We start from the raw sequence: 18,387 nt of genomic DNA, 5'->3' as shown, positions 1-18,387 counted from the left end.
TTTTCAATTAAAAAAATAGGGCCCAAGTAGGTTGAAAAGAAGAAATTTTACTATAAAATAGAGTGAGTACAAACAATGATCATAAAATGAACGGAGTCCTATAAGCAATGAAATTGAAAATATTGATGACAACAGTTGCAGCATTATTGTTGGCGGGTTGTCAATCTGAATTCACTACTTCACAGAATGAATCATCCAGCTCGGCGAATAGTGAAGTGAGCAGCACAATAGAAGAATCACAAGCAAGATCGGAATCAACTTTGTCGCCTGAAGAAGAGAAAGAAAAAGCGATGATGGCAGAATTACCAGATGTTTCCACAAAAGACTGGAATCTTATTTTAGTGAACAATTGGAATCCGATCGATGAAACGCTGGAAATTCCATTGGAGGAAGCGGCGGATCAAAAAGAAATCGATGCGCGCATCATGGAGCCTTATGAGAATTGGATGAACGCGGCTTCTGAAGCTGGATACAATATCTTTTTGGCCTCTTCTTACCGTTCTGTAGACCGACAAAGAGCAAACTACAACAATAGTATCCAACAGTATATCAATGAAGGCTATTCAGAAGAAGAAGCTACTAAAATGACAGAAGATTACATTGCTGTTCCAGGAGGTAGTGAACATCACACTGGATTAGCTTTAGATATGATAGACAGCGAATGGTTAAATGCTGGAAAAGGATTAGTTCCAGAATATGATACGCAGGAATCTCAACATTGGTTAGCGGATACCGCTGCAGATTATGGCTTTATCTTGCGTTTTCCAAAAGACAAAGAAGAAGCTACGGGAATAGAGTATGAGTCTTGGCATTTCCGTTATGTGGGGGTAGAAAATGCTCAATTTATCCAAAAATATGATTTAGCTTTAGAAGAGTATATTGAGCTGCTTGAAAAAGCTGGGAAAACAGAAGTGAGGTAATTATTTGAGGGTACAAGTAATCAGGAAGGAGAAACTGCGTTGGTGCAACAAAAAAAGAAACAAACTGCATACCGAAAAAGAAAGAGCAGACAAAGACGTTTTTTCCCTAGTCGCATTTTAATTGCGCTGTTTCTATTATTTTTTGTTTTCTTCGGCGCGTTAGCTGTTTTAGGCAAGTCTGTCATTGAGCCGCTGAATTCGAGCCGAGAAAAAGAAGAATTTATTGTTCAAATATCCGGTCATGCTAAAACGCTGCAAAAAGAATATAAACTGCTGCCTAGTATCAGTATAGGACAAGCTATTCTAGAATCGGACTGGGGCACCAGTGAATTAGCAACCGAAAGTAAAAATCTTTATGGGATAAAAGGCAGTGATCCAGATAATACAGAAATGATGCAGACGAAAGAATTTGTTGATGGTGAATGGATCGAAATAAAAGCGCCGTTTAGAAAATATGAAAGCTGGCAGCAATCGATGGATGATCATGCCTTATTGTTCGTAAATGGAACAGATTGGAATGCGGAACAATATACGACCGTCCTGGCAGCTGATAATTATAAAGAAGCAGCACAAGCCTTGCAGGATAATGGATACGCAACCGATCCGACGTATGCCCAAAAACTTATCGATCTGATCGAACAATACCAACTCCATCAATACGATGATTGACAGGAAGCTAAAAGGTCTCGACAGCAATGATGCAAAAAGGGAGAATGATTAACGGCGCTTTACGCCAATGGTCATGTATCTTTTTTTGCCAATTGACTTGGCCTTTCAGTTAAATTGATCTAGGTTGCGGAAGTCATTATACTGTCTTGTTTGAAGATCTAAAAGAACCAACTTAATTTAAAGATGTGAAGAAATGAGGAAATAGACTAAAGGAGATTAGAGATCTATGTCAGCAAACAAACCAAAAAAGAAGTTGAAATTAAGTTTGGCATTATGGGGAATTATTGTAGTCGTTATAGCAGCTGTGATCGGCGGGATCAGTTGGATGGCATGGTCTTACTTCAATGGCAAAGGCTCAGACACAGAAGCTGCAGAAGAGAAATCACAAGAATTTATCGGGTACTTAGAAGCACAGGATTTTGCTGCTTTAGCCAATAGTACAACGGAATCTACTTTAGTAGATGCGGGCTATACCCGAGAACAACTGACTGAATTATACCAATCGACATTTAATGAAATGCAGATCAGTAACGTTGAGGCAACTAATGTTGTCTTTGATGAAAATGAGACGGATGACACTTATGATTTTTCTTATCAATTAAATTTGACGTCTCCAATAGGAGCTATAGAAGAACTGGTCTACTCAGCTTCTTTGACAAAGAATGAAGAAGGAGATTTTACAGTCGATTGGAATCCAAACTTGATTGTACCAGGTATGGAACCAGGAGATACGGTCGATGCGCAATTTTCAAAAGGCGAACGTGGGAATATTTTGGACAAGGATGGAGATCCTTTAGCTATAGCGGGCACATGGTTACAAGCTGGATTGCATCCATCGCTTTTAGGTGAAGGGGAAGCAAGGACAGAAAATCTAACTCAAATCAGTGAAACTTTTGAAGTTCCATTGGAGCACTTGGAAGAACTTTTAGGACAAAGTTGGGTCACTGGGGATTCATTTGTGCCGTTTAAAGTAATGGCTACGGAAGATTCTGTTCAGGCTACAGGCGTTGTCTATCAAGAATTATCTATGCGCACGTATCCTTTGAATGAAGCAGCAGCTCATTTGATTGGTTATGTAGGAGAAGTATCGGCTGAAGATGTGGAAAATAATCCTGCTTTAGCAGCTGGGGATATGATTGGAAAATCAGGACTAGAAGCCGCATTTGATGCACAGTTGAGAGGTAAGATAGGCGGAAAAATCGTTTTGAACGATGTCCAAGGAGAAACAAAGACTGTTTTAAAAGAAGCTGAAATTACCAATGGAGAAGATGTTCAATTAACGATCGATGCTGATGTTCAACAAAAAGCCTATGAGGAACTTGAAGGAGTCAATGGATCTGTAGTAGTGATGAATCCTGAAGACGGAAGTTTATTGGCTCTTGCCAGTACACCATCTTATGACGCTGGTTTAATGACTCGCGGAATCACAAATGAAGCTTATCAAGCTTATCTGGATGATGAAAATTCTCCTTTCTTAGCGCGATACGCAGCTCGATTTGCTCCCGGTTCAACATTTAAGATGATCACAGCAGGGATAGGGCTAGATTCGGGGATCACAACTCCAGAAGAAGTCCATGAGATAGAAGGAGATACTTGGCAAGCCAATGCATCTTGGGGAAATTACTCTGTTCACCGTGTGACTGTAGTACCTGAAGTTACTTTGAAAGATGCGCTAGTTTACTCAGACAATATTTTCTTTGCTCAAGAAGCTTTGGAGATGGGACAAGAAACTGTTGAAAACGGAATGGCGAAATTCATTTTTGGCGAAAGTTTAAATCTGCCATTTTCAATGGAACCTGCTCAATTGTCTAATTCAGGTACACTAGATACAGAACTTTTATTGGCGGATACAGCCTATGGACAAGGAGAATTGTTGATGAGTCCGGTTCAGCAAGTGGTATCGTACAGCCCATTTGTCAACGGTGGAAATTTGATTTATCCAAAGCTAACCAGTGACCAGGAAACAAACGAAACGAAGCAAGTTGTAACGGCTGAATCTGCTGAATTGATTCGTTCTTATTTATTGGAAGTAGTGGATAATCAAAATGGGACAGCACATCAGTTAGCTGATCTTCCATATACTGTTGGTGCCAAAACAGGAACGGCTGAATTCCAGGGTCTGGAAGAGAACGAGGACAATGGATTTATTATGGCTTTTGATGCAGATGAAAACTCTTATGTCATGATTGGTTTAGTTGAAGGAAGAACGAGTGGAGAAGTGATTACCATTTTGAAACCTCTGTTGCAGGAAATGCCTACACTACTGCAATAAATTATAATCGGACGAATGTTTGATTAAAAAATGATGAGAATCAAATGTTGAAATAATTTATAAAAAATGGTACATTAATGATGTTTTAAGTGATATAAAAATTTGTATCTATATATTTAAAGGAGAAGATGTTAAATGGCCCCAGACTCGGGAAGTGATTCGTCACTGAGTGTCCAGATAATTTTAATTGTAGTATTAACCGCAATCAATGCGTTGTTCGCAGCAGCAGAAATGGCCTTTGTTTCTTTAGACAAAGGGAAAATAAACGAAAAAGCTATCGATGGAGATAAGAAAGCGAAGAATGTGCTGAAATTGTTAGCCAATTCAGACAACTTTTTATCTACCATACAAGTAGCCATTACGTTAGCAGGTTTCTTAAACAGTGCCTCTGCGGCTACCTCTTTAGCTAATCGTTTTACACCGTTATTAGGAAATATTCCTGGTGCTCAAACCATTGCCGTTGTGATTGTGACAATTATTATTTCGTATATCACGCTTGTATTTGGAGAACTGTTTCCAAAGACCGTTGCGTTACAGCGTTCAGAAAGTGTTGCTCTTGGTACTGCTGGTATTATATTAGGGGTACAAAAGTTTATGATGCCTTTTGTAAAACTTTTATCTTTATCAACAAACCTGCTGAAGAAAATTACACCAATTGAGTTTTCTGAAGAAGAAGAGAAGATGACGCGTGACGAATTCCGTTCTTATTTGGATCAAAGTCAAAAAGACGAAGCGATTGATATAGCTGAATTTTCAATGTTGAAAGGTGTGTTATCTCTAGATACCAAAATGGCTAAAGAAGTCATGGTTCCTAGAACGGACACTTTTATGATTGATTATGATGATGGGAACGAGGAAAACATCCCTAAACTTTTAGATATACCTTATTCACGTATTCCTGTTTATTTTGAAGATAAAGACAATATTATCGGGATCATTCATGTCAAAAACTTGTTAAGAGAAAGCCGAAACCGTAATATTGATGAAATTGATTTAAAAGATGTATTAAATGAACCTTTATTTGTTCCAGAAACCATCTATATCGATGATTTGATTTATGAACTAAGAAGAACACGAAATCAAATGGCTATATTGAACGATGAATATGGTGGAGTAGTTGGTATCGTTACATTAGAAGATGTTGTAGAAGAAATTGTGGGAGATATTGACGATGAGTATGACGAGGTCTATGCCTTGATCGAAAAAATCAATGATAACCGCTACTTAGTAGATGGATCTACTCAATTGTCAAAATTCAATGAGTTTTTTGACACCAATATCGAGTCTTCTGATGTGGATACTATTGCCGGTTTCTTTATTATTGAATATGGAAACATACCACGAGATGGAGATGACGCATTTGTAGAGTATGGGAACTTCTTACTTAAAGCAAATGAAATAGAATCTTCACGTATCAGTAATATAATCGTTGAAATTATAGATGAAAAAAAAGAAATTGATGAGCCTTCGCAAGACGAAGAAGAATAAACGCATAAAGGGTTAAACCAGCCACTGGTTTAACCTTTTATTCTATTACTATTTGTATACAAATTTAGACTTTGAAGCGATTTTGGTATCTGGTATCCAATTCTTGCTTCACGGACTTGTCTTAAACGTGTTGCGCAAGATAGACTCTCTATGATTTCAATTGGAAAAAGAGAACTCTACGAGAGTCTAAACGCCTTGCTCCACGCTCTAAAAAGGATTCTGCACTATTTGACGTTGGTAAGTAAAAAATCATTTCTTTTAACGTTAGAAGATGAAGAGCTCTAAAAAATTGTAGGGGGAAAATAGAAAAATGAAATTACTTGAGGAAAAAATAGTTCAAGATGGTCGTGTATTAAGTGAAGGGGTTTTGAAAGTAGATAGTTTTATCAACCATCAAATCGATCCTCAACTAATGAAAGCCATTGGCGAAGAGTTTGGCAATTACTTTAAACACAAAGGCATCACAAAAATCATTACAATTGAAGCTTCTGGAATCGCTCCAGCTGTTTTTGCGGGTATCTCTTTAAATGTCCCAGTAATCGTAGCGAAAAAGAATGTAGGAATCACAATGACTGATGAATTGGCGATAGCTGACGTCTATTCATTTACAAAGCAAACAAATTACAGCATTTCGATTTCAAAAACATTTTTAAGTGAGCAAGATACTGTTTTGATCATCGATGATTTTTTAGCCAATGGACAAGCTGCATTGGGTTTAATGGAAATTTGTCAACAATTGGACGTATCAGTTGCAGGTATCGGAATCGTTATTGAAAAATCCTTTCAAACCGGCCGTGCGTTACTGGAAGAAAAAGGAATGGAAATTTATTCCTTAGCCAGAATCCAATCGCTGACAAATGGTGAAGTCAGGTTTGCTGATTAATCGTGTGACAGAATACTTTGCGTTTGATTTATGAAGCGATATAGCCTAATGTTATCATTATAGGAAACTGTATGAGTTAACTTGCAGTAGGAGATTTTCAGAAGAGGAGAGTACACTATTAAATGGAAATAGATTTAGGATTATTACTGGTGATTTTTGTGATCAATGTCAGTTATGTAACGTTGATGACAATTCGAATGATGCTGACGATGAAAGGTTATCGATTAGCTGCACCTTTGCTGTCTATGCTGGAAGTGACTATCTACATCGTTGGTTTAGGACTCGTATTGGATCGTTTAGACAATTTCGTGAACATATTTGTATATGCTTTAGGATATGGTGTCGGTATTCTTGCAGGAATGAAAATCGAAGAATACTTAGCATTGGGTTACATCATGGTAACAGCTATTATTCCTTCGATTGAGAACGATATACCTAGTAAGTTGCGCGAACTCGGATATGGAGTAACAACCAGTTTTGCATTGGGCAAAGAAGGCGACCGGATGGTGTTAGAAATTCTTACACTTCGGAAGACGGAACGGAAATTGTATCAGCAAATTGAAGAATTGGCTCCTAAAGCATTTGTTATTTCTTATGAACCGAAATACATCAGCGGTGGATTTTGGACAAAACGCGTGAAGAAAAGAAGAAAAGAAATCAAAATGGAACAAAAAGAGTAAGATTAAGAAGGTAGGGATGAATCGTGGCAAATGTGATAACTCCTGATAAAACAATAGGAATCATTGGTGGAGGAGTTTTAGGGAGAATGCTGGCGTTAGCTGCAAAAAAAATGGGCTATCGAGTAGGCATTCTTGATCCGATGCCTGAATGTTCAGCAGCACAAGCAGCTGATTGGCAATTGGTCGGAGATATCAATGATCCTAATCTTCTAACCGAGATGGCGTTTAAGTGTGACGTGGTAACGATGGAGGCTGAGCATGTATTTCCTGAATCAGCACGAAGAGTTTCTAGAACAGTAGCTTTTCCTCAAGGAACAGAGTTATTGGATATTGCTCAAGATAGAATATTGGAAAAAGCTTATTTAGAAGCAGCCAATTTTAATATTGCACCGTATGCGACGATTGTATCAGCTGAAGATATAGAATCAGCGAGCAGAGAACTAGGATTTCCTTGTGCGTTAAAGACCCTGCATCGAGATAAAAGCAAGAAACAAAAAGTGATTTTGTATAGCGAAGAAGATTTTGAGCGCAGTAAATCATTGCTTGTTCATGGAACGTGCATTTTAGAAGCGTTAATTCCATTTGAAAGACAATTGTCGGTGTCTGTGGTCAAAAACGCTAAAGGAGAAATGCGTATTTTTCCCGTTTCTGAGAACTTGTACCGTAACGACTTACTGTATGAAACTATTTTTCCTGCTCATATCACTGAAGAAGTAGATGAAGAAGTGAAACGGATTGGACAGTTGATCGCTGAAAGAAGCAATTTAGTCGGTACACTTACTGTTGAACTGCTATTAACGTCAAGTGGGGCTCTCTATGTGGATGATATTACTCCAACTATTCATGACAGTGGCTTGAGTACATTAGATGCTTGCTCTACTTCTCTTTTTGACAGTCATATCCGTGCGATTTGCGGATGGCCTTTGCCAGAGATAAAGTTGCTTTCTCGAGCAATCACTGTAAAAACATTGAATGAGAATCAAACAGAGGTAGAAAATCAGCTTCAACTTAAACCCAATTGGCACTTTTATTATTATGGTGTCAAAGAATCTACTGAGCATCAAGCTATTGGACACATCACTGTTTTAACGGAGGATATTGAGTCTGCGCTTAATTTGCTAAGGGATACGGGAATTCTGCTTTAAAAGGATTAATGGATAGACCAATGCAGGTAATCTGCACTGGTCTTTTTTTTTATAAAAAAGTTAGATAATTCATGACAGATGATGTCCATACTGCTAAACTAATACTGTCAGAAAAAATGGATTGAAAATTCATTTGATAGATGAATGAGGCAAAACTCAGAATTGAGGAGATTACAAAATGATTGAACGTTATACGAGACCTGAAATGGGAGCTATTTGGACTGATGAGAATCGTTACAAAGCTTGGCTGGAAGTTGAGATTTTGGCAGATGAAGCATGGGCGGAATTAGGAGAAATTCCAAAAGAGGATGCAGAACAAATACGAAAAAATGCCTCTTTTGATGTGGAACGTATTCTTGAGATTGAACTGGAGACACGTCATGATGTGGTGGCATTTACACGAGCTGTTTCTGAAACTTTAGGTGAAGAACGCAAATGGGTTCATTACGGATTGACAAGCACTGATGTGGTGGATACGGCGTATGGGTATTTACTCAAACAAGCAAATGATATTTTACGCCAAGATTTGCAAAACTTTTTAGTTATTGTTGGAGAAAAAGCCAAAGAACATAAGTACACTGTTATGATGGGAAGAACGCACGGTGTACATGCGGAGCCTACTACATTTGGTTTGAAACTAGGAACTTGGTATTCTGAAATGAAACGTCATATTGAGCGTTTTGAACATGCTGCTAAAGGTGTTGAAGCTGGAAAAATCAGTGGTGCAGTGGGAACATTTGCGAATACGCCGTTGGAAGTAGAAGAATATGTCTGCACACATCTAGGCATTCGCGCTCAAGAAATTTCTACGCAGGTCTTGCCTCGTGATTTGCACGCAGAATACGTCGCTTCTATTTCTTTGATCGCAACCAGTATTGAACGATTTGCAACGGAAATTCGCGGATTGCAAAAGTCAGAAACACGTGAAGTGGAAGAATTTTTTGCAAAAGGACAAAAAGGGTCCTCTGCAATGCCTCATAAACGAAACCCTATTGGCTCTGAAAATGTGACTGGATTAGCGCGTGTAATTAGAGGTCATATGATCACAGCTTATGAAAATGTCAGCTTATGGCATGAAAGAGATATTTCACATTCTTCAGCAGAGCGTATCATTATCCCAGATTCTACGATTCTATTGAATTATATGTTGAATCGTTTTGGAAATATTGTGAAAAAACTCACCGTTCTTCCGGAAAATATGTTGCGGAATATGGAGGCTACATTTGGCCTGATTTACAGCCAACGCGTATTGTTGAAGTTGATTGATAAAGGGATGAGCCGTGAAGCAGCCTATGATCTAGTGCAGCCGAAAACCGCTATTGCATGGGATGAACAAACTCAGTTCAGACCTTTGTTGGAGCAAGATGAGCGTATCACAGAAGTTTTGTCTAAAGAAGAACTGGATGATGCTTTTGACTATCATTACCATTTAAAAAATGTCGACAAGGTATTTGAACGTTTAGGACTGGGTGATTAAGCTCGTGAGGGGCATACTTTCATGATGAAATAAGAAACAATGAGAACAACAAGTGAATTCTTTTAAAAACAGGAGCCAATAATTGAGTTGGGCTTCTGTTTGTCTGCGCAAACATAAAAAAAAGAAGCTGGTGCGGCCGTGAAAAAAGCAAAATACAATGTAATGACTGCAATGTTCATTTTTGGCTCTATGGGGTTATTTGTTAAACGGATTCAACTGTCTTCTAGTGAGATCGCTCTTTCTAGAGGACTGCTTGGTTGCTTGTTTATAGGAATAGTATTGGTTGTAAAACGGGAGAAAATTTCTTGGCGGCTCGTTAAAAAAAATAGCCTGGCATTGCTTTTTTCGGGTGGTGCAATTGGAGTAAACTGGCTGTTATTGTTTGAGTCGTATCGTTACACAACTATTTCCAATGCAACATTGAGTTATTACTTTGCTCCTGTTTTTGTGGTGTTGGTTTCTGCAGTATTGTTGAAAGAAAAATTAACGGTGAAAAAGGTGAGCTGCATTGGAATAGCTATGTCGGGGATGTTTATGATCGTCAATAGTGGAGGTATATCCAGTGTGGGGAACTCTGATCCTCTTAAAGGAATTGCTTTTGGTTTAGCTGCAGCAGTGTTTTATGCCGGTATGATGATCAGCAATAAGTTTTTGAAAGGATTTTCAGGATTGCAGAGTACATTCTTTCAATTATTGATTGCTACCGGAATATTGATCCCTTACGTCTTTTTTACGGAAGGGTTTGATCTGTTGAGTATGCCTATTGCATCGTTGCCTTATTTAGTTATCTTAGGGATCGTTCATACCGGCATCACGTATGTCATGTTTTTTTCTTCTATTCCTTATTTAAAAGGGCAGACAACTGCTATGCTAAGTTACATCGATCCTGTATCGGCTATTCTGTTTTCAACTATTTTCTTAAATGAACACCTGAGTTTGGTCCAGTTTATTGGCGGAGTATTTGTATTAGGAGCTGCATTTATCAGTGATTGGCAAGGGATACCTAAATCAAAACCTACTATGGGATAGAGTGGATCAGCAAGAGACAAAAAGGGAACTGTTTGTGGGCACAAACAGTTCCTAAAGGGGTAAGTCCTATCCAAAAAAACTAGATAGAACAATTAGTAATAGTCAACACTAGTTAAAAGTTACCATAGGATTATAAAAAAGAGGTTAGGGAAAGGTTTTCTTTTTGTAAATTTTGTGAAGTTATGCTTTTAACTGATGAGCTGAGGATCCTAGTTAGTGATTTATGATGAAGTTATTAACGTCAGTTAGGGAGATTTTCTATATTAGTGACTAATGGTTTAAACATAGCAGCAAAAAATTGTTGAAATGCGTTCAAAATTTCTCCATGTAGAGAATAGTAGTGATTACCTAGCAGAGTGTTCAACGGATTAAAAAGAGAAATGTGCCTACAGAGTTGTTTTGTAGTTAATTGTGCAAAGAATGGTATTGAATATTGTAGTGAAAGTACTTATAATCAACTAAGATAGAAAATACACAAAATTGTTTTTGTATTTAGGATGGATAAAACAAAATGACAGGTGTAAGAAAATAAAGTAGGTGAAGAAGCGAAATGGTGAAGTCAAAGAACTTGGAAACACAAGCATATTTGTACATTAAGGAAAAAATCGAGACAAGGCAATGGCTGCCTAAAACCCACATTACAGAGCAAGATTTGTCTCAAGAATTGGGTATCAGCCGTACGCCTATAAGAAGAGCTTTTTTACGTCTTCAAGCAGAAGACGTATTAGAGATTATCCCTCATAAAGGCGCTTCTATTCAAGAACCGTCCATTGATGATAAAGGCTTTCAAGACAGACTTGGATTTATTGAGATGATCCTAAACAATTATTTGCATCAAATTCAAATCAGAGAGATTGTGTTCGATGTTTCAGAACTGGAAAATTGTGTGGAGTCATTAGCTCGTTTAACAGGAAAGCGACAAGAAACAGAATTCTATGTTGCCGAAATAAAATATTGGCAAGAATTTGTTCGTTACGCAAAGAATACATATAACGTGACTTTATTTATGGATACGCTGCGCTCTTTAACACATCAAAAAAATGCAGAAATTCAAGTTGTTTTATCTGAATCAAGAGAATTGAAAGTAAAATATTTAACCCAACTGACAAAATATTTATCCGAATCTCGATATGCATATGCACGGAAAGAAATCCGTATTTTGTTGAATCAACTCTCTCTAGCAATCATTCAAGGGATTTAACAACAGTATTTAAAAAGAAAGAACTTTTCAGAAATGAAGAGTTCTTATTGATTTCTTATGCGAAAGTATAAAGAGTGATGTGCTTTTTTTATGATAAATTTGAAGTTTTTCGTATCGTACTCAAAGAAGAATCAAACTATGGTAAAATGGACATGGAAAATGTTAAAAGACAGCATAAAAAGCAACCGTTACAAGTTTCAGACAAGCGGATAATGTACTTAAGGAATCAGAGAGGATGTAAGAATTGGTATTACGAGAAAAATTAGTGAACGGTATGAATCCCCGACAAAAAGAAGCGGTGATCCACACAGATGGACCGCTTTTGATCATGGCAGGTGCAGGAAGTGGCAAGACGCGTGTCTTGACTCATCGTATTGCTTATTTGATCCAAGAAAAAAATGTGAATCCATGGAATATTTTAGCGATCACATTTACCAATAAAGCGGCTAAAGAAATGAAAGAACGGGTAAGCCGATTGATTCAAGACGGTGGAAATGATGTTTGGGTTTCGACATTTCACTCAATGTGTGTCAGAATCTTGCGTCGTGATATTGACCGTATTGGATATACTAGGGCGTTTACGATTAGTGACCCAGGTGAACAACAAACCTTAATGAAACGAATTTTAAAAGAGCGAGACATTGATCCGAAAAAATTCAATCCGAGAGCGATTCTGGCTGAGATCAGCAATGCAAAAAATGAATTGTTGACCGCAGAAAAGTACCGCGAAACAGCTGCTTCTTATTTTCAACGGATAGTAGCGGACTGCTATGATGATTACCAAAAAGAGCTCCGTCGGAATCAAGCAGTCGATTTTGATGATTTAATCATGTTGACAACACGTTTATTCAAAGAGAGCCCTGAAACACTGCAACATTATCAAGCGAAATTTCAATACATTCACGTGGATGAGTATCAAGATACCAACCAAGCGCAATACACATTAGTACAAATGTTGGCAGCTCGTTTTAAGAACCTTTGTGTTGTGGGGGATGCTGACCAAAGTATTTATGGTTGGCGTGGAGCAAATATGGAAAATATCTTGGACTTTGAAAATGATTATCCAGAAGCAAAAGTAATCTTATTGGAACAAAACTACCGCTCTACGAAATACATTTTACAAGCAGCCAATGATGTCATTGGAAACAACGCGAAACGAAAAGAAAAGAAACTATGGACTGACAATCATGATGGAGAAAAAATTTCTTATTATCGTGCTCAAAGTGAAGGCGATGAGTCTCGCTATGTCGTTTCGAAAATGCAAGAAGAAATGAAAAAAAATCAATTAAACTACGGCGACTTTGCTGTACTATACCGTACCAATGCTCAATCTCGTAAAATAGAGGAAAGTTTGCTGCAATCCAATATTCCTTACAAAATGGTTGGCGGCCATAAATTCTATGATCGAAAAGAAATCAAAGATGTATTGGCATACTTGCGTTTGATCGCAAATCCCTCTGATAATATGAGCTTCGAACGGATCGTCAATGTTCCAAAACGAGGAGTTGGTCCAGGAACAGTAGAGAAATTAAGAGCTTTTGCTGATCTATATGACTGGTCTTTATTGGAAGCTGCGCAAAATATCGCCTTAACCAATATTACTGGAAAAGCGGCTAAGTCACTTGAAGGCTTTGGCGTATTGCTGCAAGACTTAAGCAAGATGCAAGAGTACTTGCAAATAACTGAACTAGTAGAAGAATTGTTGAAACGCAGCGGGTACCAAGAAGCTTTAGAAAATGAAAAAAGCTTGGAGTCAGAGTCGCGTTTAGAAAATATCCAAGAGTTCTTGTCTGTAACGCAACAATTTGAAAAAGATAACGCTGGTGGAGAAACGGATCTGTTAACTTTCTTAACAGACTTGTCCTTGGTCTCTGATCTAGATAATTTGGAAGCAGAAAACGGTGAAGTCACCTTAATGACGCTTCATGCTGCCAAAGGATTGGAGTTTCCGGTTGTCTTTTTGATTGGGATGGAAGAAGGGATCTTCCCCTTGTCTCGTGCCATGATGGAAGAAGAACAATTAGAAGAAGAACGTCGGTTAGCTTATGTAGGAATCACTCGTGCGGAGAAAAAACTCTATCTGACAAATGCGTACTCGCGCGTCTTATATGGACGTACACAAGCCAATGCGGCTTCTCGTTTTATCAGTGAAATCAATGCAGAAATCATGGAGTCGGAAGACAAACAAGCCAGCTCTATTCCATTTAGAAATTCCGGTCCTTTCAGTAGTGTACAGAAACGAGCAGCCAGCACTCCTTATCAAACGCCAGCTCAAGCTCCAGTCACAAATAAAATCAGCAGCGGCGCAGATAAAGTAGGGTGGAATGTTGGTGACAAAGCCGCTCATAAAAAATGGGGTATCGGAACAGTCGTGAAATTGACAGGAAACGAAGATAATTTACAGTTGGATATTGCTTTTTCTGCTCCAACAGGTATCAAACGGTTATTAGCTGCTTTCGCACCCATTGAAAAAATACAATAAGAGTATTGACTGACATAGAAAGAAGGTGCTCCATTTGACAGACAAACCTGAAAAAAATCATCCACTAGATGAAGTGTCTTTTGAAGAAGCAACAGAGAGAGTTGAAGTATTAAGAGAGACTTTGGATCGGTACAGCCACGAATATTACGTGTTGGATAAGCCGACTGTAACGGATGCTGAATACGATTTATTGTATCGTGAATTAGTAACTTTGGAAGAAACTTATCCTGAACTGATCAGCGGAGACTCTCCCACTCAACGTGTCGGGGGCACTATTCTGCCTGGATTTGAAAAAGTAACTCATGATATTCCTATGCTTAGTCTGGGAAATGCTTTTGGAGAAGGAGATCTGTTGGATTTCGACAAAAGAATCCGTAAATTGACGGACAAAAAAGTTGAGTATATTTGTGAATTGAAAATAGATGGACTAGCTCTTTCTTTGAAATATGAAGATGGGAAACTGATTCAAGCAGCAACTCGTGGCGACGGAGTGGTTGGAGAAAATGTGACGCAAAACGTTCGGACGATCAAATCTGTCCCGCTGAAGTTAAAATATCCGTATTCAATAGAAGTTCGAGGTGAATGTTATATGCCGAAAACTTCTTTCGTGGAATTGAATCAGAAGCGGGAAGAAAATGGGGAAGATATCTTTGCAAACCCAAGAAATGCTGCTGCAGGAGGTCTGCGGAATTTAGATCCCAAACAAACAGCTAAACGAAACTTGAATACATTTATGTATACTGTGGCAGATTTTGGAGAAATGGAAGCTGCCAGTCAATCGGATGCACTAGATCAATTGGATAAAATCGGCATCCGTACCAATCACGAACGTCGAGTGTTTGAAACCATTGAGGAAGTTTGGGAGTATACGCAAGAATTCCAAGAACAGCGCAGTAGTTTACCTTACGACATAGACGGAATCGTGATCAAAGTGAATGAATTTAAAGCGCAAGAGGATATCGGTTTTACGATCAAAGCTCCTCGTTGGGCTATCGCATATAAATTTCCGGCTGAAGAAGCGAATACGGTGGTCAATGAAATCGAATGGACAGTTGGCAGAACGGGTGTCGTTACGCCTACAGCCATTATGAATCCTGTCCAGTTAGCCGGTACCACTGTTCAACGTGCCAGCTTGCACAATGTCGATTTGATTCGAGAACGCGATATTCGCTTGAATGATACCGTCGTGATTCATAAAGCAGGTGATATCATTCCAGAAGTGACGCGTGTAGTAGAAGACTTGCGGCCAGCAGACAGTGTCCCTTATGAATTTCCAACGCATTGTCCGGCATGCGAAAGTGAGTTGGTCCATTTGGATGAAGAGGTAGCTCTACGCTGCATCAATCCAAAATGTCCAGCACAAATCATTGAAGGATTAACACACTTTGTGTCACGTAATGCGATGAACATTGACGGTCTAGGCAACAAGGTCATTATTCAACTGTATGAAAAAGGCTTAGTCAAAGATGTAGCTGATCTCTACAGCTTGACCTATGACCAATTAGTCACATTGGATAAAATCAAAGATAAATCCGCAAATAATTTGTTGACTGCGATCAGTGCTAGTCGCAGCAATTCTTTAGAAAGACTAGTGTTCGGGCTGGGAATTCGAAATGTCGGAGCTAACGCAGCAAAATTATTGGCGGAAGAATTTGAAACGATTGAAGGATTGCAACAAGCAGACAAAGAAGCGATTATTGCTATCGAAGGTATCGGAGATATCATTGCAGAAAGTGTCGTGACGTTTTTTGAATTGCCGGAAGTAACGGATCTGATTGAAGAACTTCGGTCAAAAGGGGTCAATCTTACGTATCTTGGCAAGAAAAAAGAAACTGTAGCAGAAAGTGATTCGTATTTTAACGGGAAAACCATTGTCTTGACCGGGAAATTGACGCACTTCACCCGTGAGGAAGCTAAGGAGCGGATCGAGAATTTAGGCGGTAAAGTAACCGGAAGTGTCTCCAAAAAAACGGATTTCTTAGTTGTTGGAGAAGACGCTGGAAGCAAATTAACGAAAGCACAAAGCTTGGATGTCCCTGTATGGAATGAAGATCAATTGTTGGAAACATTAGAAGGAGAGGAATAACAGTTTGAAAAGCAAACTACTCATTTTACTTGCAGGAAGTGTATTATTGTTGACTGCCTGTGCAACTCCTGAAGAAGAAACAGGAGAAACAACGTCAGATGGGTCACAATCAGAGTTAGCAGCAGAAGATACGACCAGTACATCGCGTCAATTATCTGATGACTATTACCGTTCGTTGATAACGGATGGGCAATATCAGCCGGGTGTGAACAGAGGTGCTTCACTTGGAACAAATTCAAATTACAATTTAAAAGCTTTTGAAACAGGATTGTTGGAGATCTCGCAAGATTATTTTTCTACGAATGACCACTTGATTCAAGAAGGACAATACCTGGATGGCGAAACAGCCAACTCATGGCTTGGAAGATATACTCCAGTAGGCGAAGGATTTGACCAATACGGAAACGCTCGAACTGTTGAAGAAGGAAACGAAAATCTTGAAGGATTGAACCCGCAACATAATGGAAGCAAATTAGAAAATGAACGAACACCGATCTATTTAAAATCTATTTTGGAACAAAATTTTACGGTACAGACAGAAAACGGCTATTCTTTGTCCGGAATCAGTATCGGGCTGGCAATGAACACGGTTGATTATTACCAGAAGGAACAATACGGTGCCAGTTTTGAAACAGACATCAGTGAAGAAGAATTGATTCAACAAGGGAAAGAAATGGCCGATAAAATCGTGGAGCGTATGCGTCAAATGGAAGGATTAGAAGATATCCCGATCGTAGTAGGAATCTTCAAACAAACTCCGCAAGATAGTTTAGCAGGCGGTACGTATGTTGCAGAGGGGATCAGCGAAAATGGAAGTAATTCAGTAGGCGGATGGAATAAATTGTCGATGAAAAAATTGGTCTTTCCATTAGAAGGTGGGGAAAGTACGGAGCTGAATAGTTTCCAAAACTTCAAATCTGAAGTGGAAAGTTTCTTTCCTAATTTAAGCGGAGTTACTGCTGAAGCTACTTATATCGACGATACATTGGTGAAAATGAAAGTAGATTTGGTGACGCAATTCTATGGAGAAACGGAAGTCATTGCTTTTACACAACATGTGTACGATCAGGCCGTTAAATTTTTGCCGCCAAACATTCCTATTGAAGTATCCATTTCTTCCATAAATGGAATGGAAGCATTCTTAGCTCGAGAAACTGGAGAAACAGAATTTTATACTCATATATTTGACTAACAAGACATAAAACCAGCCACTCTTACTGTTATTTAAGTAAGAGTGGCTGGTTTTATGTCTCTTTGTCAAATAGCGTTGGTAAAGAAATTGGCTCTGGCCTATGGGGTTGCTGATGGAAATCCATGGGAACACCATGGTGCTGACCCTTAAAAGTAGAGTTTTTTATTATGGAGTTGATTAACTGATTTAAGTTTGTTATTTAACCGATTCAAGCCGGCCAATTTTGCTCTTAATGTTTAAATGGTGTTTTTCATCAAGGAGATTTTAGCCTTGATGTTTAAAGCGTGTTTTTCATCAAGGTAATTTTAGCCTTGATGTTTAAAGCAAATTTTTCATCAAGGAAGTTTTAGCCTTGATGTTTAAAGTGAATTGTTCATCAAGGAAGTTTTAGCCTTGATGTTCAAAGCGAATTGTTCATCAAGGAAGTTTTAGCCTTGATGTTCAAAGCGTATTTTTCATCAAGGTAATTTTATCCTTGATGTTCAAAGCGTATTTTTCATCAAGGAAGTTTTATCCTTGATGTTCAAAGCGTGTTTTTCATCAAGGAAGTTTTAGCCTTGATGTTTAAAGCGTATTTTTCATCAAGGTAATTTTATCCTTGATGTTTAAAGCGCGTTTTGATGCCGAAAACCGCGACTCAAGGTTTGCGAGCGTTGCCGAAGCCGTTGGAGCGCTAGCGACGTACGGAAATGGTATGCGCAGCGCAGCGGAGAACAAACTCCGAGTAAAAGCTGAAGCTTTAACTCGGGATTAATTCCCATTGCATCCTTTTTCATGGCTATAAGCAACCCCATATTCCTCCTGAAATTTCTAGAAATGTGTTTCTAATAGGCTTAGAGTTAAAAAGAAGGGTATTATCTATT

Annotated in this window: 13 protein-coding genes; all 13 read left to right on the top strand. The window is 38.6% G+C overall.

Annotated elements, in window-relative coordinates; all coding sequences use genetic code 11:
• Nucleotides 1–107 precede the first annotated feature (107 nt).
• Nucleotides 108–920: a D-alanyl-D-alanine carboxypeptidase family protein gene (locus ACEN36_RS05915; RefSeq protein WP_407096482.1), complete on the top strand. Its 813-nt coding sequence runs from the start codon at nucleotides 108–110 to the stop codon at nucleotides 918–920.
• Nucleotides 921–959: 39 nt separating this feature from the next.
• Nucleotides 960–1,589 (top strand): glycoside hydrolase family 73 protein, encoded by a 630-nt coding sequence (locus ACEN36_RS05910; RefSeq protein ID WP_407126165.1) that lies wholly within the window; start codon nucleotides 960–962, stop codon nucleotides 1,587–1,589.
• A 226-nt stretch (nucleotides 1,590–1,815) separates the two neighbouring features.
• Nucleotides 1,816–3,861, top strand: a complete 2,046-nt coding sequence (locus tag ACEN36_RS05905; RefSeq protein ID WP_407126164.1) for a penicillin-binding transpeptidase domain-containing protein — start codon at nucleotides 1,816–1,818, stop codon at nucleotides 3,859–3,861.
• Between the two features lie 135 nt (nucleotides 3,862–3,996).
• Nucleotides 3,997–5,349, top strand: coding sequence for a hemolysin family protein (locus ACEN36_RS05900; RefSeq protein ID WP_407126163.1), 1,353 nt, complete (start codon nucleotides 3,997–3,999; stop codon nucleotides 5,347–5,349).
• Nucleotides 5,350–5,659: 310 nt separating this feature from the next.
• A complete protein-coding gene (locus ACEN36_RS05895) occupies nucleotides 5,660–6,232 on the top strand; it encodes a xanthine phosphoribosyltransferase (RefSeq protein ID WP_407096478.1) in 573 nt (190 codons plus the stop codon).
• A 122-nt stretch (nucleotides 6,233–6,354) separates the two neighbouring features.
• Nucleotides 6,355–6,912 carry a DUF2179 domain-containing protein gene (locus ACEN36_RS05890; protein ID WP_407096477.1) on the top strand — a complete coding sequence of 186 codons (558 nt, stop codon included), beginning with the start codon at nucleotides 6,355–6,357 and terminating at the stop codon, nucleotides 6,910–6,912.
• A gap of 23 nt (nucleotides 6,913–6,935) precedes the next feature.
• Entirely contained in the window at nucleotides 6,936–8,057 is a 1,122-nt protein-coding gene (locus ACEN36_RS05885; protein ID WP_407102689.1) for a 5-(carboxyamino)imidazole ribonucleotide synthase, read from the top strand.
• 178 nt (nucleotides 8,058–8,235) lie between these two features.
• Nucleotides 8,236–9,534 carry an adenylosuccinate lyase gene (purB, locus tag ACEN36_RS05880; protein WP_407096475.1) on the top strand — a complete coding sequence of 433 codons (1,299 nt, stop codon included), beginning with the start codon at nucleotides 8,236–8,238 and terminating at the stop codon, nucleotides 9,532–9,534.
• Between the two features lie 138 nt (nucleotides 9,535–9,672).
• Nucleotides 9,673–10,563 (top strand): DMT family transporter, encoded by an 891-nt coding sequence (locus tag ACEN36_RS05875; protein ID WP_407102688.1) that lies wholly within the window; start codon nucleotides 9,673–9,675, stop codon nucleotides 10,561–10,563.
• Nucleotides 10,564–11,113: 550 nt separating this feature from the next.
• The gene (locus ACEN36_RS05870) at nucleotides 11,114–11,764 is read left to right on the top strand and encodes a GntR family transcriptional regulator (RefSeq protein ID WP_407096473.1); all 651 of its coding nucleotides are present in this window, start codon (nucleotides 11,114–11,116) and stop codon (nucleotides 11,762–11,764) included.
• A 244-nt stretch (nucleotides 11,765–12,008) separates the two neighbouring features.
• Complete coding sequence (pcrA, locus tag ACEN36_RS05865) at nucleotides 12,009–14,246, top strand: DNA helicase PcrA (RefSeq protein ID WP_407126162.1); 2,238 nt, start codon at nucleotides 12,009–12,011, stop codon at nucleotides 14,244–14,246.
• Nucleotides 14,247–14,280: 34 nt separating this feature from the next.
• Nucleotides 14,281–16,332, top strand: a complete 2,052-nt coding sequence (ligA, locus tag ACEN36_RS05860; protein ID WP_407102684.1) for an NAD-dependent DNA ligase LigA — start codon at nucleotides 14,281–14,283, stop codon at nucleotides 16,330–16,332.
• Nucleotides 16,333–16,336: 4 nt separating this feature from the next.
• Nucleotides 16,337–17,524: a CamS family sex pheromone protein gene (locus tag ACEN36_RS05855; protein ID WP_407126161.1), complete on the top strand. Its 1,188-nt coding sequence runs from the start codon at nucleotides 16,337–16,339 to the stop codon at nucleotides 17,522–17,524.
• Nucleotides 17,525–18,387 lie beyond the last annotated feature (863 nt).

The organism is Desemzia sp. FAM 23989 (assembly GCF_045528345.1).
Classification (GTDB): domain Bacteria; phylum Bacillota; class Bacilli; order Lactobacillales; family Carnobacteriaceae; genus Desemzia.
This window is presented reverse-complemented; position numbering and strand designations above follow the sequence as displayed.

Excerpts from the sequence above, each read along its gene's own strand:
- ACEN36_RS05915 (WP_407096482.1), top strand. The coding sequence starts at position 108 with ATGAAATTGAAAATATTGATGACAACAGTTGCAGCATTATTGTTGGCG.
- ACEN36_RS05905 (WP_407126164.1), top strand. The coding sequence starts at position 1,816 with ATGTCAGCAAACAAACCAAAAAAGAAGTTGAAATTAAGTTTGGCATTA.
- ACEN36_RS05900 (WP_407126163.1), top strand. The coding sequence starts at position 3,997 with ATGGCCCCAGACTCGGGAAGTGATTCGTCACTGAGTGTCCAGATAATT.
- ACEN36_RS05895 (WP_407096478.1), top strand. The coding sequence starts at position 5,660 with ATGAAATTACTTGAGGAAAAAATAGTTCAAGATGGTCGTGTATTAAGT.
- ACEN36_RS05890 (WP_407096477.1), top strand. The coding sequence starts at position 6,355 with ATGGAAATAGATTTAGGATTATTACTGGTGATTTTTGTGATCAATGTC.
- purB (WP_407096475.1), top strand. The coding sequence starts at position 8,236 with ATGATTGAACGTTATACGAGACCTGAAATGGGAGCTATTTGGACTGAT.
- ACEN36_RS05870 (WP_407096473.1), top strand. The coding sequence starts at position 11,114 with ATGGTGAAGTCAAAGAACTTGGAAACACAAGCATATTTGTACATTAAG.